24 protein-coding genes are annotated in these 24,646 nt (G+C 63.7%); 18 read left to right on the forward strand and 6 right to left on the reverse strand.

The annotated features are described in order from the left end of the window. Position 1: 1 nt before the first annotated feature. The 6 genes from HWE01_RS04670 to HWE01_RS04695 all read left to right on the forward strand — a co-directional run bounded on the left by HWE01_RS04670 (position 2) and on the right by HWE01_RS04695 (position 5,199). On the forward strand, positions 2–901 hold the full coding sequence (locus HWE01_RS04670) for a 5-oxoprolinase subunit B family protein (protein ID WP_241821184.1): 900 nt from the start codon (positions 2–4) through the stop codon (positions 899–901). After that, complete coding sequence (locus HWE01_RS04675) at positions 891–1,868, forward strand: 5-oxoprolinase subunit C family protein (protein WP_241821185.1); 978 nt, start codon at positions 891–893, stop codon at positions 1,866–1,868. The genes HWE01_RS04670 and HWE01_RS04675 overlap by 11 nt, the downstream gene beginning before the upstream one ends. 203 nt (positions 1,869–2,071) lie before the next feature. Beyond that, positions 2,072–3,403 carry a purine-cytosine permease family protein gene (locus HWE01_RS04680; RefSeq protein ID WP_241821186.1) on the forward strand — a complete coding sequence of 444 codons (1,332 nt, stop codon included), beginning with the start codon at positions 2,072–2,074 and terminating at the stop codon, positions 3,401–3,403. A gap of 589 nt (positions 3,404–3,992) precedes the next feature. After that, entirely contained in the window at positions 3,993–4,136 is a 144-nt protein-coding gene (locus HWE01_RS04685; RefSeq protein WP_241821187.1) for a hypothetical protein, read from the forward strand. A gap of 71 nt (positions 4,137–4,207) precedes the next feature. After that, positions 4,208–4,594 (forward strand): VRR-NUC domain-containing protein, encoded by a 387-nt coding sequence (locus tag HWE01_RS04690; RefSeq protein ID WP_241821188.1) that lies wholly within the window; start codon positions 4,208–4,210, stop codon positions 4,592–4,594. A 92-nt stretch (positions 4,595–4,686) separates the two neighbouring features. Further along, positions 4,687–5,199, forward strand: coding sequence for a type VI immunity family protein (locus HWE01_RS04695; protein ID WP_241821189.1), 513 nt, complete (start codon positions 4,687–4,689; stop codon positions 5,197–5,199). A 129-nt stretch (positions 5,200–5,328) separates the two neighbouring features. On the opposite strand, the gene HWE01_RS04700 is transcribed toward HWE01_RS04695, so the two are convergent. The 6 genes from HWE01_RS04700 to HWE01_RS04725 all read right to left on the reverse strand — a co-directional run bounded on the left by HWE01_RS04700 (position 5,329) and on the right by HWE01_RS04725 (position 13,127). Then, the gene (locus HWE01_RS04700; RefSeq protein WP_488927836.1) at positions 5,329–6,126 is read right to left on the reverse strand and encodes an ABC transporter ATP-binding protein; all 798 of its coding nucleotides are present in this window, start codon (positions 6,124–6,126) and stop codon (positions 5,329–5,331) included. Continuing rightward, positions 6,126–7,916, reverse strand: a complete 1,791-nt coding sequence (locus HWE01_RS04705; protein WP_008332561.1) for a branched-chain amino acid ABC transporter ATP-binding protein/permease — start codon at positions 7,914–7,916, stop codon at positions 6,126–6,128. The genes HWE01_RS04700 and HWE01_RS04705 overlap by 1 nt, the downstream gene beginning before the upstream one ends. Before the next feature lie 10 nt (positions 7,917–7,926). After that, a complete protein-coding gene (locus HWE01_RS04710) occupies positions 7,927–8,979 on the reverse strand; it encodes a branched-chain amino acid ABC transporter permease (RefSeq protein ID WP_241821191.1) in 1,053 nt (350 codons plus the stop codon). Between the two features lie 155 nt (positions 8,980–9,134). Further along, positions 9,135–11,195 carry a phenylacetic acid degradation bifunctional protein PaaZ gene (gene paaZ, locus HWE01_RS04715; protein WP_241821192.1) on the reverse strand — a complete coding sequence of 687 codons (2,061 nt, stop codon included), beginning with the start codon at positions 11,193–11,195 and terminating at the stop codon, positions 9,135–9,137. A 93-nt stretch (positions 11,196–11,288) separates the two neighbouring features. Beyond that, positions 11,289–12,434, reverse strand: a complete 1,146-nt coding sequence (locus HWE01_RS04720; protein ID WP_008332568.1) for an ABC transporter substrate-binding protein — start codon at positions 12,432–12,434, stop codon at positions 11,289–11,291. 72 nt (positions 12,435–12,506) lie between these two features. Beyond that, on the reverse strand, positions 12,507–13,127 hold the full coding sequence (locus tag HWE01_RS04725; protein WP_008332569.1) for a TetR/AcrR family transcriptional regulator: 621 nt from the start codon (positions 13,125–13,127) through the stop codon (positions 12,507–12,509). A gap of 316 nt (positions 13,128–13,443) precedes the next feature. Here HWE01_RS04725 and HWE01_RS04730 point away from each other — a divergent pair, with 316 nt between their 5' ends. From HWE01_RS04730 to HWE01_RS04785, 12 genes are all read left to right on the forward strand, one after another. Then, positions 13,444–14,046 (forward strand): phenylacetic acid degradation protein PaaY, encoded by a 603-nt coding sequence (locus HWE01_RS04730; RefSeq protein ID WP_008332571.1) that lies wholly within the window; start codon positions 13,444–13,446, stop codon positions 14,044–14,046. Between the two features lie 113 nt (positions 14,047–14,159). Next, complete coding sequence (paaA, locus tag HWE01_RS04735) at positions 14,160–15,146, forward strand: 1,2-phenylacetyl-CoA epoxidase subunit PaaA (protein ID WP_008332572.1); 987 nt, start codon at positions 14,160–14,162, stop codon at positions 15,144–15,146. A gap of 90 nt (positions 15,147–15,236) precedes the next feature. Next, on the forward strand, positions 15,237–15,521 hold the full coding sequence (paaB, locus tag HWE01_RS04740; protein ID WP_008332574.1) for a 1,2-phenylacetyl-CoA epoxidase subunit PaaB: 285 nt from the start codon (positions 15,237–15,239) through the stop codon (positions 15,519–15,521). Positions 15,522–15,533: 12 nt separating this feature from the next. Next, the gene (gene paaC / locus HWE01_RS04745) at positions 15,534–16,286 is read left to right on the forward strand and encodes a 1,2-phenylacetyl-CoA epoxidase subunit PaaC (protein WP_241821193.1); all 753 of its coding nucleotides are present in this window, start codon (positions 15,534–15,536) and stop codon (positions 16,284–16,286) included. After that, positions 16,283–16,816, forward strand: a complete 534-nt coding sequence (gene paaD / locus HWE01_RS04750) for a 1,2-phenylacetyl-CoA epoxidase subunit PaaD (protein ID WP_008332578.1) — start codon at positions 16,283–16,285, stop codon at positions 16,814–16,816. The genes paaC and paaD overlap by 4 nt, the downstream gene beginning before the upstream one ends. A 36-nt stretch (positions 16,817–16,852) precedes the next feature. Next, positions 16,853–17,923 (forward strand): 1,2-phenylacetyl-CoA epoxidase subunit PaaE, encoded by a 1,071-nt coding sequence (gene paaE / locus HWE01_RS04755; protein WP_241821194.1) that lies wholly within the window; start codon positions 16,853–16,855, stop codon positions 17,921–17,923. A gap of 39 nt (positions 17,924–17,962) precedes the next feature. Further along, complete coding sequence (gene paaG / locus HWE01_RS04760) at positions 17,963–18,754, forward strand: 2-(1,2-epoxy-1,2-dihydrophenyl)acetyl-CoA isomerase PaaG (protein ID WP_241821195.1); 792 nt, start codon at positions 17,963–17,965, stop codon at positions 18,752–18,754. A gap of 1 nt (position 18,755) precedes the next feature. Then, on the forward strand, positions 18,756–20,294 hold the full coding sequence (locus HWE01_RS04765; protein WP_241821196.1) for a 3-hydroxyacyl-CoA dehydrogenase: 1,539 nt from the start codon (positions 18,756–18,758) through the stop codon (positions 20,292–20,294). Beyond that, positions 20,287–20,763 carry a hydroxyphenylacetyl-CoA thioesterase PaaI gene (gene paaI, locus HWE01_RS04770; protein ID WP_008332584.1) on the forward strand — a complete coding sequence of 159 codons (477 nt, stop codon included), beginning with the start codon at positions 20,287–20,289 and terminating at the stop codon, positions 20,761–20,763. Before HWE01_RS04765 ends, paaI begins: the two co-directional genes overlap by 8 nt. A gap of 48 nt (positions 20,764–20,811) precedes the next feature. Then, positions 20,812–22,152, forward strand: a complete 1,341-nt coding sequence (paaK, locus tag HWE01_RS04775; RefSeq protein WP_175345083.1) for a phenylacetate--CoA ligase PaaK — start codon at positions 20,812–20,814, stop codon at positions 22,150–22,152. 41 nt (positions 22,153–22,193) lie between these two features. Next, complete coding sequence (pcaF, locus tag HWE01_RS04780) at positions 22,194–23,399, forward strand: 3-oxoadipyl-CoA thiolase (protein WP_008332586.1); 1,206 nt, start codon at positions 22,194–22,196, stop codon at positions 23,397–23,399. A gap of 198 nt (positions 23,400–23,597) precedes the next feature. Continuing rightward, a complete protein-coding gene (locus HWE01_RS04785) occupies positions 23,598–24,497 on the forward strand; it encodes a class I SAM-dependent methyltransferase (RefSeq protein WP_241821197.1) in 900 nt (299 codons plus the stop codon). Positions 24,498–24,646 lie beyond the last annotated feature (149 nt).

The raw sequence follows: 24,646 nt of genomic DNA on the forward strand, positions 1-24,646 counted from the left end.
GATGAACAGCCCACAATCCCAGCCCTGCGCGCCCATCCGCTACAGCATCGCCGGTGACGAACACCTCTTTGCGGAAGTATCCGAATCGATGTCGCTGGAAGCCTTCTTCCGCGCCATGGCCATCACGCGCGCCGTGGAGCAACTGGCGCTGCCCGGCGTACTGGATGTCTGCCTGGCCAATGCCTCCTTCCAGATCCGCTTCAATCCTGACCTGATCCATCCGCTGGCCCTGCTGGAACAGGTCAAGGCGCTGGAAGCCAGCACTACCGCCGAGCGCCGCATCCAGACCCGCATCATCGAGGTGCCGGTGCTGTATGACGATCCCTGGACCAATGAAACCCAGGCGCGCTTCCGTGACCGCCACCAGGACCCGTCCTCCACCGACCTGCAATACGCGGCGCGCATCAATGGCTATGACGAGGTACAAGCCTTCATCGCGGCCCACATCGGCACGCCCTGGTTCGTCTCCATGGTGGGTTTCGTGGCGGGGCTGCCCTTCATGTACCAGATGGTCGGGCAGGACAAGCAGTTGCAGGTGCCCAAGTACCTGCGTCCCCGTACCGACACGCCCAGGCTGACCCTCGGCCACGGCGGCTGCTTCGGCTGCATCTACTCGGTGCGCGGCGCTGGCGGTTACCAGATGTTCGGCGTCACGCCCGCGCCCATCTACGATCCGGCGCAGGGCCTGCCCTATCTGCAGGACTCGATGGTGTTCTTCCGTGCCGGTGACATCGTGCAGTTCAAGGCCATCGACCGTGCCGGGTATGACGCCGCCGTCGCGGCGGTCGAGGCCGGCCGCTTCGACCTGCGCATCCGTGCGGCCAGTTTCGATCTCGATGCCTTCCAGGCCGATCCGGCGGCCTGCATCCACGCTCTCAAGGAGGCCCTCCATGACGATTAAGGTGAAACAGCCCGGCCTGGCCACCACGGTGCAGGATGGCGGCCGCGAAGGCTACTACCACCTGGGCATCCCGCCCTCCGGTGCACTGGACCAGTACGCCCTGCGCAGCGCCAACCTGCTGGTGGGCAACCCCGCCACCAGCTCGGCCCTGGAATGCAGCCTGATGGGACCGCAGTTGGAGTTCCAGTGCGATGCGCTGGTCGCCGTCACCGGTGCCCGCATGCAGCCGCGCGTGGATGGTAGTGACCGGCCGCTCGATACCGCCTTCGAGGTGCGCTGCGGCCAGGTGCTCAGCTTCGACTATCCCAAGGCCGGCGCGCGCAGCTATCTCGCCATCGCCGGTGGCATCGACGTGCCGCTGGTGCTGGAAAGCCGCGCCACCTATGCCCTGGGCGCACTCGGTGGATGGCATGGCCGCAAGCTGGCCAAGGACGACGAACTGCCGCTGGGGCGCGCGTCCGCGCAGGCCGTCGAAGGCCGTGCCCTGCCGCTGTCGCTGGTGCCGGTGTTCGACCGCGAAGCCACGCTGCGCGTGGTGCCGGGGCTGTATATACATCGCCTCACCGAGGACGCCGTGGAGCGTTTCTTTGCCGATACCTGGACCGTGGCCTCGGAAGCGGACCGCATCGGCTACCGCTTCAAGGGTGGTCAGCCCATGCAGTTCCGGCCGCGTGAACAGCCCTTCGGCGCGGGGTCGGATCCGTCCAACATCGTCGATGCCTGCTATCCCATCGGTTCGATCCAGATCCCCGGTGGCGTGGAGCCCATCGTGCTGTTGCGCGATGCCGTTTCCGGCGGCGGTTACGCCACCATCGGCACCGTCATCAGCGCCGACCTCGACCTGATCGGGCAACTGCAACCCAACCACAAGGCGCAGTTCGTGCGCGTGACGCTGGACCAGGCACTGCAGGCCCGGCGCCAGTATCAGCAGCGCTTCCAGCGCCTGGGCAGTCTCCTGGGCAACTGAGACCGTCACCGCCGCGCATTCCTCCGTTTGATCCCGCCCCGGTCCGGCGCGCAGTCGCCGCCCCGGGATGGGAACGGCTTTGCCAGCGAGTTTTGCATACGCAAATCCGTTTGTATTTCGTTTCGGTTTTTCGCTTTCGTTTTTCGCTCTCGCCTCTCATCCGCCTCATTGAATATCGCTTCAACGTCTCAGGAGAAACTGACATGGCCGGCTTATCACAAACGCAGAACAAGGAAATCGACCTCTCCACCCACAGCGTTCCCGCCAGTGCGCGCATGGGCAAACTCTCGCTGACGATGGCCTGGTGGGCCGTCTGTAGCGCCATCTTCTACATCGTCGTGGGAGCTTCGCTGGCGCTGACCTATGGCGCCCGCAACGCTCTGATCGGCATGGTGCTCTCGGTCATCAGCTACGGGCTCATCAATGCCTGCATCAGCCGCTATGCCATGCGCACCGGCCTGTCGGTGGCCTTGTTTTCGCGCATCCTGTTCGGACGGCTGGGCGCCTCGCTGGCCACGCTGATCTTCTTTTCCACCGCGATCTATTACGCCGTCTTCGAGGGCTCGGTGATCGCGGTGGCCCTGCATCATCTCTACCCGTCGCTGCTCTATCCGGTGGCCGCGCTCATCGTGGTGCTCTACAGCGTGCCGCTGGTCTTCGGCAGCGTGCAGCACTGGCTGGACAAGTTCAACGGCGTGCTGCTGCCGTTCTACCTGCTGGGCCTGCTGATGGCGCTGGTGCTGGCGGTGAGCCAGTACGGCTACCAGCCGCAGTGGCTGGACTTCGGCCCGGCCGCACCGCCGGCCGATGGCTGGTGGAGCTGCTTCACGTACTACATGGGCGTGTGGGTACTGATGATGTTCACCTTCGACTATGCCCGCTTCGGCAAGCCGGAAGATGCGACGTATCACGGCCGCTTCAATTTCGGCATGCCCTTCTACCTGGTCACCATCCTGCTCAATGGCGCAGCCGGCATCTACCTGGCAAGCAGCATTCCGCAAGATGGTCCGCTGTCTGAAGTGTCGGTGGTGATGGCCATTCTCAAGCTCATGGGATTCTGGGGATTGCTCTTCGTCTGGGTCACGCAGACGCGCATCAACACCGCCAACTACTATCTCGCCACGGTCAACATGCAGGCCTTCTTCGGCAACCTGCTGGGCCTGCACGCGTCGCGCCTGGTATGGGCGGTGGTGGTGGGTATCGTGGTGTATGCGCTGATGCTGGCCGACGTGTTTTCCTATCTGCTCAAGGCGCTGGCCTATCAGGGTGTGTTCGTGGTGGCATGGGTCGGGGTGGCACTGGCGCACATTCTCACCGCGGGCGACCATGGCACCGCTACCGATGGCGCAGCGGGTATCAACCGAGTCGGGCTGGGTGCCTGGTTCTGCGGTGTCGTGCTGGGTTTCGTGCTGATGGAGATGGCGGGGTTCTGGCTGTCACTGTCGGCACCGCTGACCTTCGTGGCATCGATGGGAGTGTATGCCTTGTTGCAGCAGCGGGACAGAGCAGACAAGACCTTGCAGACTGCCGACTGATCTGATGCAACCGACTTGCCAGGGCGCCACGGGGCGCCCGTTTTTCATGTGCGGTCTCGCATGACTGCGGCCTACCGGAACTCAAAAACTTTCGAGATCCGCAACGCATTATCGCCAACTTTCCCGAATTGCCCCATGGTCCGTCTTATCTCGCCAAAGCGATCTTGCTAGCCTCGGTCGCTTTGACAAGGATCAGGAGTTCGGCATGGCAATCATCGGTTTCATCGTCATGGGCGACCGCAGCTCGCACGGCGGGCTAGGGCCTGTTCACATTCAATCTGTGAGTGCGAGAGGTCGCCAAGCGCGTGGCGACCATCATCAGCAGTCGCTTCCCGACGATCATGGATAACGGCCAGCCGGTAGTCTATGACCAGGACGTCACCGACTGCGGCGCAATCCTCTACTCGCGGCACAACAATCACGCTGGCTGGGCTCGCCAGACGACGACAGAAGCACCAACGCGCCACCGGAACAACACGTTCCCCGCCAGGCACCGCGCTTCCAGGAGCACTTCGTCCTGCGCAACAACACCACTGGAGAATTGCTGGCAGGCGTTCCCTATCTGATCAAAACAGGTGATGGCCGGATAGTGGAAGGCGAGACCGATGCCGAAGGCCGCACCGATGTGGTCTGGACTGATTCGCCCCTGCCGCTGCAAGTGATTGCGCGTCCCAAACCGATGGGCGGCGCTGATCCCTACCATGTGCAGGATCAGCGTTGCGAGGATCTCTGATGGGAGAAGGTATCTCGCCATCCTCCCGCCCAGTGGGGCGATCAGGAACACACCAGGGGCCGAGAGGCCGGGTGCTGGAGATCAAGTTTGAAGGCGACAAACTGCGCAGAACGCAAAGGAGCGCCTATCAAACGATAGCAGGCGATCCAAAGAAGTTTCGCTTGCTCGCGATCGCAGAGTGCGATTGTCAACGCGATACATCTGCACCTGTGCAAGACCCCATACCTGCCCCGGTCACCACACCAATGAAACAGGAGCGCAAGGCAAAAGATCACTGGTATAGCCGGAAGCCACCTCTGCCTGCTCCCATACCGCCTCCACAACCGGTCAAGCCGCGCCACGGCCCCATCGCATCACAAGAAGAAGGTATCCCGCTTGCCGACTATCTCAAAGGTGCCGCAGTGGTCGGCGGTACGATTCTGGTGGGTGCCATTGCCATCGCCGCCCTTCCTCTTTAGGCAGCAGGTGCTGCCGCTGCGGCGTTAGTCGTACCCGTAGCCGGTACAAGAACGGCCAATGCGAATCAAAAAGACGAAGAGGATAAACACTGATGAAATACGGTTTGGAGAAAATCGAAGCCCTGCTTCCGGATTTTCAATATGTGGATGATGACCGAATCATCACTAGCGTCGGACTGACCGTCTCTCTTTATTTCTGGGGCGGCCATACACCGGAGAAACGCCAAGCAATCATTGAATTGTTTGAGGCGTACGTAGAAGCCTACGGGAGCGAATTGAAGTGGGGTTGCGATCCCGAGAGCTGGCAGACCAGAAAACTTGCCGACAAAAAAATTCCCAAGCTACGCAACTACGCCGCCAAGCTCGATGAAGATGACTGCATCGAGTGGTACCTTTCTTCCGGCGAGCATCGCGAGCAGGCCACGGAATATGCGATCTTCTGCCTGACTGAACGAGGCTGGCAAAAGGGCTGCATATCAGAGCTTTACTTCCAGCTGCCACGCAGTCACGCATTCGATCTCCACCATCGCAAAGCGCCTGACAGCTTGCTGCTGCGCGCGATCGAACGCGAGGCCATCACCTGGGAACTGCTCGCCGAACTCTGACTATCAATGAGGGAACCCCTTGTTGCTGCGAAGCGCGAAGTGGCAACATCACCAGCGCGCCATCACGCTGGAAAGAAAACATGAAATGAGACCGCTCATGAACGTACCGGTTGCCTGAATGATCCGCGCTCAATGCCGCGCCACCCCCAGATAACTTTCCACAATCTTCTTGTCCGCCGCCAGCACCCCCGCCGGTCCCTCGCAGACCATCTCCCCCATCTCCAGGACATACCCGTAATCGGCCACCTGCAAGGCCGCCCGCGCATTCTGCTCGACCAACAAGGTGGCCACGCCGGTGCTGCGCAACTGGCTGATGATGGACAGGATTTCCTTGGTGATCAATGGTGCCAGCCCCAGGCTGGGTTCATCCAGCATCAGCACCTGCGGCTTGGCCATCAAGGCGCGCCCCACCGCCAGCATCTGGCGCTCGCCACCGGAGAGCGTCCCGGCCGCCTGCTTGCGCCGCTCCTTCAAGCGCGGAAACAAGGCATAGACAAATTCCTGCTGATCCAGATATCCCGACTCACCATTGCGCCGCCGCTTGTACGCCCCCAGCAGCAGATTGTCTTCCACGCTCATGGACGTAAACAATTCACGCTTTTCCGGCACCAGCGACAGGCCACGTGCGACGCGCTCTTCCACTTCCATCTGGCTTACATCCTCGCCCTGGAAGGCAATCCGCCCACTGGCAGCAGCCCCGCCGGGCAAGGCGCCCATCATGGCATTGAGCAGGGTCGACTTGCCCGCGCCATTGGGGCCGATGACGGTGACGATCTGTCCGGCCCGCAGCGTCAGCGCCGCCCCGGTCAGCGCCGGCACCTTGCCATAACGCGCCGAGAGTGCACTGACTTCCAGCAACACCGGCGCGGTCGTAGCGCGCACCTCCGGTGCCACGCTGGCGGGGTTCATCATGGTCGCTGCAGTCATCATTGGGCTCCTCCGAGATAAGCTTCCAGCACCGCCGGGTGCACCTGGATCTGCGCCGGCGTGCCTTCGGCAATCTTGGTGCCGAATTCCATGACCACGATGTGGTCGGTCAACTGCATCACGAAGTCCATGTCGTGCTCCACCAGCAGCACCGCCATGCCCTCGCCACGCAGCTTGTCCAGCAAGGCGGCCAGCGCTTGCTTCTCCTTGAGCCGCAAACCGGCCGCTGGTTCATCGAGCAACAGCAACGCCGGATCACAGCACAGCGCACGGGCAATCTCCAGGATGCGCTGCTGGCCCAGCGCCAGGCTGCCCGCAGGCCGGTCGATCAGTTCACCCAGACCCACGCGTTCCAGCTGACGTCGCGCCTCGCTCAGAATGCGCGCCTCCTCCTTGCGATTGGCCCGCGCCAGACTGGCCAGGATGCCGCGCTGGGGTGCGAACTGGCCACGGCGGAAGGCGCCCATGGCAGCGTTCTCGAGCACGCTCATGCCCGGTACCAGCCGCACATGCTGGAAGGTGCGCGCAATGCCTCGGCTGGAAATCTCGCGCGAGGACAATCCCGCCAGCGACTGTCCGCGATAATTGAGTTTGCCACTGGTGATCGAGAGCACACCGGTGACCAGATTGAAGGTGGTCGACTTGCCCGCACCGTTCGGTCCGATCAGGCCAACGATTTCTCCGGCCTTCACCGAGAAGCTCACATCATTGACCGCCACCAGTCCACCGAACTGCTTGCGCGCGGCCTCCACCTCCAGGATCACGTCACCCCGCCCCGGCTTGGGAATCTGCGCCAGCGGCGCAGCGTCGGCCGGCAACCGGTGCGGCAGGCGACGCCCGAAGCGCGCCTGCAGACGCGGCCACAAGCCCTCATTGGCGAACTGCAGGAAGATCACCAGTGCGATGCCGAAGACGATGGCTTCGAAATTTCCGCCTGTGCCCAACACACCCGGCAACCACTCCTGCAGGAAGTTGCTCAACACTGCCAGCAGCCCCGCACCAAGAATGGCCCCCCACACATGGCCGGCCCCGCCGACCACGACCATGAGCAGATAGTCGATGCCGTATTTCAAGCCAAAGGGCGTGGGATTGACCGCCTGTTGCAGATGCGCGTAGAGCCATCCGGAAATGCCTGCCAGCACCGCCGCATAGACGAAGATGACAATCTTCAGCCGCGCCGTATCCACCCCCATTGCTTCCGGCATCACGGTACCGAACTTGAGCGCCCGCACCGCCCGGCCCGCGCGTGAATCGAGAAAGTTGACCACCGACACCAGCGCCAGGATCAGCACCACCCAGATCAGCAGATACATCGATGCGCCGTTGCCGAAGGTGAACTGGCCCACGGCAATGGGCGGGATGCCGTTGATGCCGTCATGCTTGCCCAGCATCTCCAGGTTGCCGAACAGGTAGTACAGCGACAGGCCCCAGGCAATCGTCGACAGAGGCAGGTAATGCCCGGAGATGCGCATGGTGAGCATGCCGATCAGGAAGGCCGACAGCGCGGTCAGGCCGATGCCGGCCAGCAGCCCGATCCAGGGCGAGAGTCCGAACTGTGTGGTGAGATAGGCCGTGGTGTAGGCACCGATGCCGACGAAGGCCGCCTGTCCGAACGAGATCAGCCCGGCCACGCCAGTGAGCAAGACCAGTCCCAGTGCAACGATGGCATACAGGCCGACGTAGGACATCAGCGTCACCCAGAAGGGAGGCAGGCCCAGTAGCGGCAACACCAGCACGATGGCGAAGAACAGCGCCGGCCACGCGGCGCGATGCGATGTGAATGCGGTCATGACGGGGTCCTCAGGCTTCTTCGTCGATGTGGTGGCTGGTCAGCGAACGCCACAGCAGGATGGGGATGATGACCGTGAAAACGATCAGCTCCTTGAAGGCACTGGCCCAGAAGGACGAAAAACTCTCGATCAGTCCGACCGATACCGAGCCCAGCGCCGCAATCGGATAACTCGCCAGCCCGCCGAAGATGGCGCCGACAAAGCCCTTGAGCGCGATGATGAAACCGGACTCGTAGTTGACGATGGTAAAGGGCGCAATCAGGATGCCACACAGCGCCCCGATGCCCGCCGACATCGCAAAGGACAAGCGGCCCGCCTGGTTGATGCCCACCCCCACCAGTCGCGCACCGAGACGATTGACGGCGGTGGCGCGCAGGGCCTTGCCGGTCAAGGTGCGTTCGAAGAAGACGTAGATCACGGCGATCAGCGCGGCCACCGTCACCAGCACGATCACGCTCTGGCCGGAGACCGGGCTGTCCCCCAGACTGAACTGCATCTCGGTGAAGGGTCGGGTGTTGGTCCCCTCGGGACCGAACATCAGCAAGCCCAGACCGACCATGGCCAGGTGCACGCCCAGCGAGACGATCAGCAAGACCAGCACGCTGGAATGCGCCAGCGGCTGGTAGGCTAGGCGATAGATCATCGGTCCCATCGGCACCACGATCAGGAGCGTGAGCAGGATCTGCCAGGGCATGGCCAGCGCCTGCAGATCCAGGTAATGCGTGATGCCGCAGAGCACCAGCGGCAGTCCGATCTGGGTGGCCAGCAGCAGTGGCAGGCGGCGCAGCAAGCGACTACGCGTGGCCGCCAGGCGCAACGCGGTGCCGGCCTCGACCGCCAGCGTCACCGTACCCAGCGCCAGCAGCAGCAATGCGGTACCGGGGGCCTGGCCGTTCTGGATGGCGGCCAGCGTCAAGGCGCCGAAGGCGACGAACTCGCCCTGCGGCAGGAAAATTACCCGTGTCACTGAAAACACCAGCACCAGCGCCAGCGACAGCAGCGCATAGATGGCGCCGGTCGTGATGCCGTCCTGGATCAGCACGGTCAGAATGCTCGAATCCACTTGTCTCCTCCTGTTGTGGCCGGCCGCCGCAGATCGGGCTGCGACTGGCCGGAGTGGCCCGGTTCTTGTCAGAGATGAACCTTTGGGGCTGCTATCTTGTGTGTGGCGCGGATTACCGGACAGGACATGAAGCTTTTTGCAAAAAACCGGGAGGCTCAGGCCGCCGGTCTCTTGGCTACCAGGGTCAGGATGTCGTAGGACGCCACCAGTTCACCTTCCTGGTTGCTCACCTCCACATCCCAGGCCACCACGCCCTGGCCCTGACCATTGGCGTCCTTCTTGTTGCGGTCGATCTTGCGCTTGCAGGTCAGGCGCGCCGAGAGGGTGTCGCCGATGCCCACCGGTTTGACGAAGCGCAGCGTGTCCAGCCCGTAGTTGGCCAGCACCGGACCGGGTGCCGGCGAGACAAACAGCCCGGCCGCCGCCGACAGCACGAAGTAACCATGCGCAATGCGTTTGCCGAAGGGCGACTGGCGTGCCGCGACGTCGTCAAAGTGCATGTAGAAATGGTCGCCCGAAAGGCATCCGAAATTGACGATGTCGGCTTCGGTGACGGTGCGGCGATGGGTGGTGAGCGAATCGCCGATCTGCAGATCCTCGAAGTAGTGGCGGAAGGGGTGAATGCCCGACTCGCGCACCTGCGCACCACGCACGTGTTCGCCTGCGACGGCCGCCAGCATGGTGGGCGAACCCTGTACGGCACTGCGTTGCAGGTAGTGCTTCACGGCGCGCGAACCACCCAGTTCCTCGCCGCCCCCGGCGCGTCCGGGACCGCCATGCTTGAGCTGCGGCAAGGGCGAACCGTGGCCGGTGGATTCCGGTGCGGCTTCGCGATCGAGGATCAGCAGGCGACCGTGCCACGCTGCCGCCACCGGGATGGCCCGTGCCGCCACGGGAGGACTGCGCGTGACCAGGCTGGCCACCAGACTGCCGCGTCCGCGTGCGGCCAGCGCCAGGGCTTCGTCCAGATCGTCATAGGACATGAGCGTACTGACCGGACCGAAGGCTTCCACTTCATGCACCGGGCTGCCTGCGGAGGTATCGCGCGCCAGCAGCAGGGTCGGGGCGAAGAACGCACCCTCGCGCACGCCCTCGCCTTGCGGCTGGAAGTGGCTGCCGGCGCCCAGGATCACTTCTGCACTTTGTTTGAGCAAGGCCACGCGCTCTTCCACATCGCGCTGTTGCGCATGCGAAGCGAGCGGCCCCATGCGCACCGACTCCAGCGCCGGGTCACCGATCACGGTTTTCGACAGGCGCGCGGCGAGTTTTTCCGAAATTGCATCCAAGTGTTGGCGTGGCACGATGGCACGGCGGATCGCGGTGCATTTCTGGCCGGCCTTGGTGGTCATCTCGCGCGCCACTTCCTTGACGAAGAGATCGAATTCTTCATCGTCGACGTTGACGTCGGGACCGAGGATGGCGCAGTTCAGCGAGTCGGCTTCGGCATTGAAGGGGATGGAGTTGGCAATCAGATTGGGATGGGCGCGCAGCCGGGCGGCCGTGTCGGCCGAGCCGGTGAAGGTCACCACATCCTGCGCCTGCAGGCGATCAAGCAGATCACCGGTGCTGCCGATGACCAGTTGCAGGCTGCCTTCGGGCAGCAGGCCCGACTGCTGGATCAGGCGCACGGCTGCTTCGGCCAGATAGCTGGTGGCGGTGGCCGGCTTGACGATGCAGGGCATGCCGGCCAGGAAGGTCGGGGCGAATTTTTCCAGCATGCCCCAGACCGGGAAGTTGAAGGCATTGATGTGCACCGCCACGCCGCCGCGCGGCACCAGGATGTGGGTACCGGCAAAGCGTCCCTGCTTGCCCAGCGACATGGCCGGGCCTTCATGGACCAGGTTGGAGGACGGGAATTCATTGGTGCCGATGCTGGCATAGGTGAACAGCGTGCCGCTGCCGCCTTCGATGTCGATCCAGCTGTCGGTGCGGGTGGCGCCGGTGTGGGCCGAGATGGCGTACAGGGTTTCCTTGTGCTCGACCAGATACTTGGCCAGCGCCTTGAGGATCGCCGCACGTTGCTGGAAGTCCAGGCGCATCAGCGCAGGCAGGCCCTGACGGCGGGCATGGTCCAGCGCTTCGCCGAAATCGATGGATTCCTGATGCGTACTGGCCACGGACTGGCCATTGACCGCGCTGTGCAGCGCCTGGGACGGGCTCTGGCCGAACCAGCGACCGGCGATGAAACTCTGTAGCAAAGGGGGACGGGTGGTCATCGAAGACTCCTGTGAGCGGGTAGGACGACACGCTGCGGACGAGGACGCACCCGCAGCGTGTTGGAAAATGGGATCAGGCCGGGGCCACGCCGATCAGGGCTGATACTGCCAGGCGCCATCCACGATCTTGACCATCACCGAAGCACGCTGGTCCAGCCCCAGGTGATCGGTGGCGGTCATGTTGTAGACGCCGTGCACGCCAGTGACTTCCTTGGTGGCTTCCAGCGCATCACGCAGGGCCGCGCGGAATTCCGGCGTGCCCGGCTTGGCGCGCTTCAGGGCCACCGGAATGGCCGACTGCAGCAGCACGCCGGCATCCCAGGCATAGCCGCCGAAGAGCGAGACACTGTGCTTGCCATGTTCCGCTTCGTATTTCGCGGTGTAGTCCAGGGCCACCTTGCGGATGGGGTTGGAGGCCGGCAGTTGCGCCGCCACCAGCACCGGACCGGCCGGCAGCAGGGTGCCGTCGAGCATCTTGCCGCCCACGCGCAGGAAGTCGGCATTGGCCACGCCGTGCGTCTGGTAGATCTGGCCCTTGAAGCCACGCTCCTTCAACGCACGTTGCGGCACCACCGCCGGTGTGCCCGAAGCGGCGATGAGGATGGCATCCGGCTTGGCCGCCACCAGCTTCAGGGCTTGCGCGGTGGCCGAGGTATCGTTGGGCGCGAAGCGCTCATTGGCCACCAGCTCCAGCTTCTTGAGACCGGCCGCTTTCTTGAATTCCTCGTACCAGCCTTCGCCATAGGCGTTGGAATAACCGATGAAGGCGATGCGCTGATAGCCACGCGCCACCATGTCGCGGGCAATCGCCAGCGACATCATGATGTCGTTCTGCGGAGTCTTGAAGACCCACTTCTTCTTGGCATCCATGGGCTCGACGATGCGCGCGGCGGCAGCCAGGGAGATCATCGGGGTCTGCGCTTCGGCGGCGACTTCGATCATCGAGATCGAGTTCGGGCTCACCGACGAACCGATGATCACGTCCACATTGTTTTCCGAGACGAAGCGGCGCGCGTTCTTGACCGCCTGCGTGGTATCGGAGGCATCGTCGAGGACGATGTAGTTGATCTTCTGCCCGCCCATCGTGGTGGGCAGCAGTGCGATGGTGTTCTTTTCGGGAATGCCCAGCGAGGCAGCCGGGCCGGTGGTCGATACGGTGACGCCGACGTTGATGTCAGCATGTGCGGCGAGGGCGCAGCCGGCCAGGGCCAGCGCCAGCAAAGGGCGAGCAAACTGCATGGAGGTCTCCTTGATGATTTTGTCATTGTGGTGCTGCGTGCCTGCAATGACGCTACCGATCAAGGGCTCACGTCATCGTTTCTTCTTTCCGGCGCCGTCCAGGCTCACGGCGCCGATTCCGCCAAACAACAGATCCGACACGACCACGGCCATGCGCTCATGGGTCAGTTCACCATCCGGTTTCAACCACATGAACATCCAGTTGATCATGCCGAACAACAGCATGGCCAGCGGCTTGGCCATGCGGCTGCGGTCCAGTTCCGGGCGCACCGCGCACATGGCGTCGGCCACCGCCTTGACCACCTTGCGCTCGCCGTTGAGGATGCGCTTCTGGTCACCCGGCTCCAGGAAACGCACGTCCTCGGTCAGCACCCGATGCTCGTTCTGCGCATCGCGGTATTCCTCCACGAAGCGCTGGATCAGCAGGCGCAGTCGTGGTTCCGGCAACAGATCCTGCTGCGCGACTTCCTCCACCAGCGCACACAGGCGATCGATGTGGTCCTCGCAGATGTGCATGAGCAACTGGTGCTTGTCGGCAAAGTAGTGATACAGCGATGCCTTGGACAGCCCGCACGCCAGCGCCACCTCATTCATCGATGTGCCCACGAAACCATTGCGCGCGAACAAGGCAGCCGCCTGTTCGATGATGGTCTCGCGCTGGTTGTCGTATCCCGCTGCTCGCTTGCGTGCCATAAATGCGTCCTCGTCGATATTTCCGCAAAGTCATGATTGTGCCGTAAATCAAAACTCTTACGAAACATCTATCGGAGACATCCCGCTCTGCAAGCCTCCCTGCCCTGTCCGAAACCCGATACCTCCCGAAGCGGTCAGAAAAAATCTTTAAAACATTATTGACCAACCGGTCGGTCGAAATTATTATTCCTCAAAAAACAGCGCCAGGCAAATGGTTTTTTCCAGCGTTTCAACAAGGAAAGCCAGGCAATCGCCACAGCGCTGCCACCACAAGGAGCCGCTGCGCCCGAGGCGACACGCTGGCAAAGGAGACGCTGTGCCCTGTTACTCGATCGAAGGCGTGATCCCGGTGGTCGACCCGACCGCCTATGTGCATCCGACGGCGGTGCTGATCGGCGACGTCATCGTCGGCCCGGACTGCTATGTCGGTCCGGCCGCCTGTCTGCGCGGCGACTTCGGCCGCATCGTGCTCAAGCGTGGGGCCAACGTGCAGGACACCTGCGTGGTCCACGGCTTCCCCGGACATGACACGGTGGTGGGCGAGAACGGTCACATCGGTCACGGCGCGGTGCTGCACAGCTGCACCGTCGAGCGCGACGCGCTGGTCGGCATGAATGCCGTGGTGATGGATGATGCGGTGGTGGGAGAACAATCCATCGTCGCGGCCAGCGCCTTCGTGCGTGCCGGCATGCAGATTGCCCCGCGCATGCTGGTGGCCGGGCTGCCGGCCAAGGTGGTGCGCGCATTGACGGAAGAAGAGATGGCCTGGAAACGGGCCGGTACCGAGACCTATCACGACCTCACCAAACGCAGCCTGAAGAGCCTGCGGGAGGTCAGCCCCTTGCAGCAGATCGAAGAGAACCGGCCGAGCCTGGCCGCCCCCTTCGTCGAGCCGCTGATCGCGGCCAGGCGGGCCTAGCAAGCAGCATTTTTCAGTTTCGCGGTTTCAACTCACGCAGACGCAGGGCCTGGCCTTGCGGCAAGGACCGCGTTCGTCCTTCACCCGCGTGATTCACCTTCACGGAGAAGCACATGTATGCACAACTCGTAGAAACCGGACTGGCCAAGGTGCGCAGCGCCGAGGACATGTCCGCCCAAGAGCAAGCCTTCCAGGCCCGCATCGATGCCGGGGTCAAGATCGAGCCCAAGGACTGGATGCCCGACGCTTATCGCAAGACGCTGGTGCGCCAGATCTCGCAGCACGCGCATTCGGAAATCGTCGGCCAGCTGCCCGAGGCCAACTGGGTCACGCGCGCCCCGACCCTGGAACGCAAGGCCATCCTGCTGGCCAAGATACAGGATGAGGCCGGTCACGGTCTCTATCTTTACAGCGCGGCCGAAACCCTGGGCGTGTCGCGCGATGCACTGCTGGACGATCTGCATGCGGGACGTGCCAAGTACTCCAGCATCTTCAACTATCCGACCCTGAGCTGGGCCGACATGGGCGCCATCGGCTGGCTGGTGGATGGCTCGGCCATCATCAACCAGATCCCGCTGTGCCGCTGCTCCTATGGTCCCTACTCGCGCGCCATGGTGCGCGTGTGCAAGGAGGAATCCTTCCACGCCCGCCAGGGCTACGACATCATGCTGGCGCTGTGCCGCGGCACGCCCGAGCAGAAGCAGATGGCGCAGGATGCGCTGAACCGCTGGTGGTGGCCGGCGCTGATGATGTTCGGTCCCTCCGATGCAGAATCGGTCAACAGCGCCCAATCGATGCAGTGGCGCATCAAGCTGTTCTCCAACGATGAACTGCGCCAGCGCATGGTCGACCAGACCATCCCGCAGATCGAATACCTGGGCCTCACAGTTCCCGACCCCGACCTCAAGTGGAACGAAGAACGTGGCCGCTATGACTTCGGTGAAATCAACTGGGACGAATTCCACAACGTCCTGCGCGGCAACGGCCCCTGCAACCGCGAACGCCTGGCCACCCGCAAGAAAGCCTACGACGACGGCGCCTGGTTCCGCGATGCGCTGGTGGCGCATGCCGACAAGCGGGCCGCGCGCAAGGCGGCCTGAGTCGCCGCTTCGATATCCGATCCGATTCGTTTCACACACAACCATGCCAGTGGCCGCCATGACAGCGGCCCGCCAACAAGGAAAAGCATCATGAGCAAGGAATGGCCTCTCTGGGAAGTCTTCATCCGCAGCCAGCACGGTCTGGCCCACAAACACGTCGGCAGCCTGCACGCCCCCGATGGCGAGATGGCCATCAACAATGCGCGCGACGTCTACACCCGCCGCAATGAAGGCGTGGGCATCTGGGTGGTGCGTGCCGCCGACATCGTCTCTTCCAGCCCGGGCGACAAGGCGCCGCTGTTCGAGCCGGCCAACAGCAAGGTGTATCGCCATCCGACCTTCTTCCCCATGCCGGCTGAGCTGAAGAACCTGTAAGAGGTAAGCACCATGACCCACAAAACCGATTACGTGCGACGCCTGGGCGACAACGCCCTGGTGCTCTCGCAACGCCTCTCCGAATGGTGCGGCAAGGGCCCGGCGCTGGAAGAAGACATGGCGCTCATCAACGTCTCGCTGGACCTGATCGGCCAGGCCCGCCTGTGGCTGGCCTACGCCGCCGAACTGGAAGGTGCGGGCCGCAACGAAGATCAACTGGCCTTCCTGCGCGATGCCCATCAGTTCCACAACCTGCTGCTGGTGGAGCTGCCCAATGGCAGCTATGCCGATACGCTGGCGCGTCAGTTCCTCTTCGATGTCTGGCATTACTTCCTGCTCGAAGGACTGTGCGAGAGCAGTGATGCACGCATCGTCGAGATTGCGCAGAAGTGTCTCAAGGAAGTCACCTACCACGTGCGCCGCAGTACCGATCTGATGATCCGCCTGGGTGACGGCACCGAAGAAAGCCATCGCCGCATGCAGGACGCCATCGACGCCCTGTGGATGTACACCGGCGAACTGTTTACGGCCGACACGCTGGATCAGGCCATGCAGGCCGACGGTATCGCACCGGACCTGGGCGAACTGCAACAGAAGTGGCAGCAGCACGTCACCGAGGTGATGCGCGAAGCCACGCTGCAACTGCCGGCTGCGGGCCTGTGGATGCAGAGCGGCGGCAAGCAGGGCCGACATACCGAACACCTGGGCTACCTGCTGGCGGAAATGCAGTTCTTGCAGCGCACCTATCCCGGAGCCAGTTGGTGAGCGAGCTGGCATCGCCTGCGCAGGCGCTCCAGGCAAGGATCTGGGAATGGCTGCAAGCCATTCCCGATCCGGAGATTCCGGTCATTTCGGTGGTGGACCTGGGCATCGTGCGCGCCGTCGAGGTCTCCGAGGAGGATGCCGGGGCGGCACGCTGCACGGTGGTCATCACCCCGACCTATTCCGGCTGCCCGGCCATGGGCGTAATCGCCCAGGAGATCGGCGCGGCGCTCAAGCAGCACGGACTGACCGAGGTGGCCATCCGCACCCAGCTGGCACCGGCCTGGAACACTGACTGGATGAGCGAGAAAGGCCGTCGCAACCTGCAGCAATACGGCATCGCGCCACCGGCACAGCAGGTCGTCGACATCCGCGGCATCAGCATCCGGCGACAGGCCGCACCGCAGGTTCCCTGCCCGCATTGCGGTTCGATGCAGACGGTGTGCGTGAGCCAGTTCGGCTCCACTTCCTGCAAGGCGCTGTACCAGTGCAAGGACTGCCGCGAGCCGTTCGATTACTTCAAGGCGCATTGAGCCGTGCTCAATGTCCCAGAACCAAGGCACAACATCATGAGCAAATTCTATCCACTGACCATCTCGGGCGTGAAACAGGAAACGCGCGATACCATCGTGGTCTCCTTCGCCGTCCCGGCCGAATTGCAGGATACCTTCGCCTATCAGCAGGGCCAGCACCTGACGCTGCGCTCGCACATCGAGGGCGAGGAATTGCGCCGCTCCTATTCGATCTGCGCGGCCACCCAGGAAAAGCAGTTGCGGGTCGCCATCAAGCGCGTCCCCGGCGGACTGTTCTCGAACTGGGCCAATGAGTCCTTTGTCCCGGGACAAAGTATCGAGGTGATGCCGCCCATGGGCCACTTCAACGTTCCGCTGGATGCCGCCAACCGCAAGCACTACCTGGCCTTTGCCGCCGGCAGCGGCATCACGCCGATGATCTCCATCATCAAGACCACGCTGCTGACCGAGCCGCACAGCCGCTTTACTTTGGTCTATGCCAATCGCGCCTCGTCTTCGGTGATCTTCAAGGAAGAACTCACCGACCTCAAGGATGCCTACCTCGAACGTCTGAACGTGATCTGGGTGATGAGCCGCGAGCAGCAGGACGTGGAACTGTTCAACGGACGCATCGACCGCAAGAAGTGCGATGCCTTCTTCGCTTCCTGGATAGATCTCAAGGACATGGACGCGGCCTTCCTCTGCGGTCCCGAAGAAATGGTGCAGGCCGTCTCCGATTCTCTGCAGGCACATGGCATGCCCAAGACGCAGATCAAGACCGAATTGTTTGCCGCCAGCACGCCGACGCGTGCGCACGCCTCGCGCCCGGTGGTGGGCAGGAAGGAATGCGAGGTCACGGTGATCGTCGACGGCTATCACAACGTCTTCACCATGGACAAGGAAAAGGAATCCGTGCTCGATGCCGGCCTGAAGCACGGCATCGACCTGCGCTACTCCTGCAAGGGTGGCGTGTGCGCCACCTGCCGCTGCAAGGTGGTCGAGGGCAAGGTCGACATGGATGCCAACTACGCCCTGGAAGACTACGAGATCGCCCGCGGCTTCGTCCTGAGCTGCCAGTCCTTCCCGGTCAGCGACAAGCTGCTGCTGGACTTCGACCAGGACAACTGAGACTGACGCTCTTCCCCGCCCCTTACTTTTTCCGAGCCCATGAGCTACTCATCCATCCTCTTCGAGAACCGCGACGGCATCGCCGTCATCACGCTGAACCGCCCCGACAAGCTCAACAGCTTCACCGTGGCCATGCACCTGGAACTGCGCGAGGCCATCGCCGCGCTGCAGGCCGACACCAGCGTGCGGGTGCTGCTGCTCACCGGCGCCGGACGCGGCTTCTGCGCCGGCCAGGACCTGGGCGACCGCGCCGTCAAACCCGGTGACGGTGCCGTCGACCTGGGCGAATCCATCGACAAGTACTACGGTCCGCTGGTGAAGTCGCTGCGTGCGCTGCCCTTCCCGGTGATCTGCGCCGTCAACGGCGTGGCCGCCGGTGCGGGTGCAAACCTGCCGCTGGCCTGCGACATCGTGCTGGCCGCGCGCTCGGCCAGCTTCGTGGAAGTGTTCTGCAAGCTGGGGCTCATTCCCGATACCGGCGGCACCTACTTCCTGCCGCGCCTGGTGGGTACGGCGCGCGCCATGGGCATGGCGCTGCTGGGCGAGAAGATCAGCGCCGAGCAGGCCGAACGCTGGGGTCTGATCTGGAAATGCGTGGAGGACGACCAGTTGATGGAGCAGGCACGCGCCATGGCGGAACACTTCGCCCGCGCCCCCACCAAGGGCCTGGCCGCCACCAAGGCCACGCTCCATGCCAGCCCGGCCAACACCCTGGCGCAGCAGCTGGACCTGGAACGCGACACCATGCGCGCGCTCGGCCACAGCCGGGATTACCGCGAGGGCGTGAGCGCCTTCCTAGAAAAGCGCGCGCCGCAGTTCACGGGGCAATGACATGAACGCGGCAGACATCAGGCACGCCCTGCCCGCCACGGCCCCGGTGGCCGTCATCGGCAGCGGCACCATGGGCGCCGGTATCGCCCAGGTGGCCGCGCTGGCCGGGCATCCGGTGCAACTTTACGACAGCCGCGAAGGCGCGGCGGCCAAGGCTATCGCCGACATCCGCGCCGGTCTCGACAAACTGGCCAACAAGGGCAAGATCCCCGCCGAAGAGGCTCACGCCGCCAGTGACCGGCTCTGCGTTGCCCACACCCTGCAGGAGATGCGCGATGCACGCCTGGTGATCGAAGCCATCGTCGAACAGCTCGGCGCCAAGCAGGAACTGTTCGGCAAGCTGGAAGACCTGGTCGATGCGCAATGCCTCTTGGCCAGCAATACCTCCTCGCTCTCGATCACCCATATCGCGGCCACGCTGCGTCATCCCGAGCGCCTGGCGGGACTTCACTTCTTCAACCCCGTGCCGCAGATGGCCCTGGTGGAAGTCATCCGTGGCGTGCGCAGTGACGCCACCGTGGTGCAATGCCTGCACGACACCGCGCTGGCCTGGGGCAAGGTCCCGGTGGTGGCCAGCTCGACCCCGGGCTTCATCGTCAACCGTCTGGCCCGTCCCTACTACGCCGAAGCCTTGCGGGTGCTCAACGAAGGCGGCGCGCACCCGGCCACCATCGACGCCCTGCTGCGCGAGAGCGGCGGTTTCCGCATGGGTGCCTTCGAGCTGATGGACCTGATCGGACATGACGTCAACTTCGCCGTCACGCAATCGGTATTCCATGCCTTCTTCAACGACCCGCGTTTTACGCCCTCGCTGATCCAGCAGGAACTGGTGCAGGCCGGATTGCTGGGCCGCAAGAGCGGGCGCGGTTTCTATCGCTATGGCGAGGATGCCGAGATCCCCCAGCCGGCGACCGAACCCGAGTACGAGCTACCCACGGTGCCACTGCAATTGTTCGGGACGCATCCGCTGGTGGAAGTGATCCGCGCGCGCTACCAGGGCCGCGTGGAATACCACGGGCCACGCGCCGACCACCTGCTGATGAAGGCCGGCCCCGGCCGCCTGTACGTCACCGAAGGCCGTAGCGCGACCCAGCAATCCTACGACTACAACATGCCCGACGTGGTGCTGGTGGACCTGGCGCTGGACTATGCCCGCGCCACCCGCCTGGGCGTGACGCGCGCCGACCAGTGTCGCGACCGCGCCTGCCAGGCCGTGCTCGCGGTGCTGCAGTCCTGCGGCTTTGCGGTCTCGGCCATGCAGGACGTGCCGGGCATGGTGGTCATGCGCACCGTCTGCATGCTCGCCAATGAAGCCGCCGATGCCGTCAACCAGGGCGTGTGCAGTCGGAGCGATGCCGACATGGCCATGCAGAAGGGCGTGAACTATCCGCGTGGCCCGCTTGCCTGGGCCGACGCCATCGGCATCGACACCGTCACCAACGTACTGCGCCAGCTCAGTGCCACCTATGGCGAAGACCGCTATCGGGTCTCGCCCCTGCTTCAACGCCTGCAAGCTTCCGGGAGGAAATTCCATGAGTGAGACCGCCTTATCATCCCCATCGACCGAGATGGATCCGCAAACCCTGGCCGAGGCCACGGTGCAAGCCATGTACCCGCGCGACAACGCCTCCCAGGCGCTGGGGATGAAGATCCTGGAGATCGCACCGGGCCGGGCGCGCATGAGCATGCTGGTGCGCAGCGACATGCTCAATGGCCACGCCACCTGCCACGGCGGGTTCATCTTCGCGCTGGCCGACAGCAGCTTTGCATTTGCCTGCAACAGCCGTAACCTCAACACCGTGGCATCGGGGTGCAGCATCGACTACGTGGCACCGGCCATGCGCAACGACGTGCTGATCGCCGAGGCGCAGGAACGCACGCTGGCCGGCCGCACCGGGGTCTACGACATCACCGTGAGCAACCAGGACGGCAAGATCATTGCGCTGTTCCGGGGCAAGTCCTATCGCATCAGAGGCGAGGTGATCAGCGGCCTGCAGGCTGCGCAGTGACCGCGCAAAAAAAAAGAACACCAACATCAACAGAGACAGGAGACCACCATGACCACCCGCACTCCCCAACCCGGCGATCTGGAGCCCATCGAAACGGCCAGTCGCGACGAACTGCAGGCGCTGCAACTGCAACGCCTGAAATGGTCGCTCAAGCATGCCTATGAAAACGTGGCGCACTATCGCCATGCCTTCGACCAGGCCGGGGTGCACCCGGACGACTTGAAGAGCCTGTCGGATCTGTCCAGGTTTCCCTTCACTACCAAGCAGGATCTGCGCGACCACTATCCCTTCGGCATGTTCGCCGTACCGCGCGAGCAGGTAGTGCGGGTGCATGCCTCCAGCGGCACCACCGGCAAGCCCACCGTGGTGGGCTACACGCGCAATGACATCGACACCTGGGCCACGGTGGTGGCGCGCTCCATTCGCGCCGCCGGTGGACGTGCCGGTGACATCGTGCAGATTTCCTATGGCTATGGTCTGTTCACCGGGGGGCTGGGCGCGCACTACGGTGCGGAAAAGCTGGGCTGCACCGTCATCCCCATGTCGGGCGGCCAGACTGAAAAGCAGGTACAGCTCATTCGCGATTTCAAGCCGGCCATCATCATGGTCACGCCCTCCTACATGCTCAACGTGATCGAGGAATTCCAGCGCCAGGGGCTGGACCCTGCCGCCAGTTCGCTCAAGGTCGGCATCTTCGGTGCCGAGCCCTGGACCGATGCCATGCGCCGCGAAATCGAGCAGCGCGCCGGCATCGATGCGGTGGACATCTATGGTCTGTCGGAGGTGATGGGACCGGGCGTGGCCAGCGAGTGCATCGAGAGCAAGGATGGTCCGGTGATCTGGGAAGACCATTTCTATCCCGAGATCATCGATCCTGATACCGGCGAAGTGCTGCCCGACGGCGAGGAGGGCGAACTGGTCTTTACTTCGCTCTCCAAGGAAGCGCTGCCGATGATCCGCTACCGCACCCGCGACCTCACGCGCCTGTTGCCGCCGACCTCGCGCTCCATGCGCCGCATCGGCAAGATCACCGGACGCTCGGATGACATGCTCATCATCCGGGGCGTGAACGTGTTCCCGACCCAGATCGAGGAGCTGATCCTGAAACTGCCGCAACTGGCCCCGCAGTATCAATTGCAGATCGAACGCCACGGCCACATGGACAGCATGTGCGTCTTCGCCGAGCTGCGCGAGGACGCCTCCACCGAACACGTGGAGGCACTGGAGAAGGAACTGCAGCACAGCATCAAGACCTATGTGGGCATTTCCACCAAGGTGACGGTGGTGCCGGCCGGCATGATCGAGCGCACCTCGGTGGGCAAGGCCAAACGGGTGATCGACCATCGCAAGAAAGCCGACAGCGCCGTCGCGTCGGCCCTCCCGGCCTGAGGCATGGCCCGCAAACCCTTGATCCTGGAAGAAAGAGACCTATGCAAGCATTGATTTGTGACGCCATTCGCACCCCGTTCGGACGCTACGGTGGCGCCCTGGGCGCGGTACGCGCCGACGACCTGGCGGCCGCACCCATTCGCAGCCTCATGGAGCGCAACCCCGGCGTGGACTGGAGCCGCGTCGACGACATCCTCTACGGCTGCGCCAACCAGGCCGGTGAAGACAACCGCAACGTGGCCCGCATGGCCGGTTTGCTGGCTGGCCTGCCCATCGACGTGCCGGGCAGCACCATCAATCGCCTGTGCGGCTCCAGCCTGGATGCGGTGGGCATGGCTGCACGCGCCATCAAGTCGGGCGAGGTGGAGCTGATGATCGCCGGCGGGGTGGAGAGCATGACGCGCGCGCCCTTCGTGATGGGCAAGGCGGAATCGGCCTTCTCGCGCAGTGCCGCGATCTTCGATACCACCATCGGCTGGCGCTTCGTCAATCCGCTGATGAAGGCGCAGTACGGCATCGACTCCATGCCCGAGACGGCGGAAAACGTCGCCACCGATTTCAACATCAACCGTGCCGACCAGGACGCGTTTGCTCTGCGCAGCCAGCAGCGCTGGGCCGCAGCACAGGAGGCCGGTTTCTTCGCGGGCGAGATCGCAGCGCTGACCATCCCGCAGAAGAAGGGCGATCCGCTCATCGTCACCACCGACGAACATCCGCGCCCGGACACGACCCTGGCCACGCTGGCCAGACTCAAGGGCGTGGTGCGCCCCGATGGCACGGTCACGGCAGGCAATGCCTCCGGCGTCAACGACGGTGCCTGCGCGCTGCTGCTGGCCTCGCCCAAGGCCGCCGACCTGTATCGCCTCAAGCCCCGTGCGCGCGTGCTGGGCATGGCCACGGCGGGCGTGGCGCCGCGCATCATGGGCTTTGGTCCGGCGCCGGCGACACGCAAGGTGCTGGCGCAGGTCGGCCTGACGCTGGCGCAGATGGACGTGATCGAACTGAACGAAGCCTTCGCCGCGCAGGGGCTGGCCGTGACGCGCGATCTCGGCTTGCCCGACGATGCCGAGCACGTCAATCCGAATGGCGGCGCCATCGCCATCGGTCATCCGCTGGGGGCTTCCGGCGCACGGCTGGTGACGACCGCCCTCAACCAGTTGGAGCGCACCGGTGGCCGCTATGCGCTGTGCACCATGTGCATCGGCGTGGGCCAGGGGATTGCGCTGGTGATCGAGCGGGTAGCGTAAGGCCCTGGCATCGGTCCGCGCGCGCATGTTTGCCGGCTTGCAACATGCCGCGCACGGCAGCAGCACTTCACGAAGTTGACATCGGGATCGGGTAAAATGCCCGGCCACGGCAGTCCTTTACCGAGCTCCGGAGCTCGCCGCCCTGCCCCCGAATCCACCCCGCCGGCCTGCGCGCCGGCCCTTCGCCAGTGCAGCATCATGAGCAAGCAAGCCAACAGCGCCCCCGGCCGCCAGCCGAACCGGGCCAAATCCACTGCCGAGAGCGCCCCGCAGGCGCATGAGATCCGGCCCGGCCAGTCCATCGAGCTGTTGAAGGAACTGCACATCCTCACCCGCGACGGCAAGCTGAATCAGGATAGCCGCCGCAAGTTGAAGCAGGTCTATCACCTCTACCAGTTCATCGAACCGCTGCTGCAAGAAGTGCTGGACGATCATCCCGACGTCAGCCTGGTCGACCATGGCGCGGGCAAGTCCTATCTCGGCTTCATCCTCTACGACCTGTTCTTCAAGGGCCTGCAGGGCGCGCCCCGCATCTACGGCATCGAAACCCGCGAGGAGCTGGTGCGCAAGTCCGAGCAACTGGCCGCGCGCCTGGGCTTTGGCGGCATGTCCTTCCTCAATCTGTCGGTGGCCGATTCGATCACTTCGCCCAGCCTGCCGGAGAAGATCGACGTGGTCACCGCTCTGCATGCCTGCGATACGGCCACCGATGACGCCATCCATTTCGCCCTGGCCAAGGAAGCGCGCTTCATCGTCCTGGTGCCCTGCTGCCAGGCCGAAGTGGCCTCGGTGCTCAATCGCAACAAGGGCAAGTCGCTCTCCAATTCGCTCACCGAGATCTGGCGCCATCCGCTGCATACCCGCGAATTCGGCAGCCAGGTCACCAATGTGCTGCGCTGCCTGCAGCTGGAAGCGCATGGTTACAAGGTCAGCGTGACCGAGCTGGTGGGCTGGGAACATTCGATGAAGAACGAGTTGATCATTGCGCAATACCGCGACCTGCCGCGCCGCCGTCCGGCCGAGCGCCTGCAGGAAGTATTGCGCACGCTGGGACTGGATGAGATGGGCGAACGCTTCTTCGCCCCGCAGGCAGCCTGAGTCGGCCCCGGCCGGCAGCAGCAGGCAGGCGGACGGGAACGCTTCTTGCTCGGTATCAGGGAGGGGATGGGGCCTTCATTTGCGGCCCGCCCTGCCGATAACGTCGGATCAGATCGCAGATCGCAACTCGCAAATTGCAGCACAGGCAG

The sequence above is a fragment of the Herbaspirillum sp. C7C8 genome (assembly GCF_022627875.1).
In the GTDB taxonomy this organism is placed as follows: Bacteria; Pseudomonadota; Gammaproteobacteria; order Burkholderiales; family Burkholderiaceae_D; genus Herbaspirillum.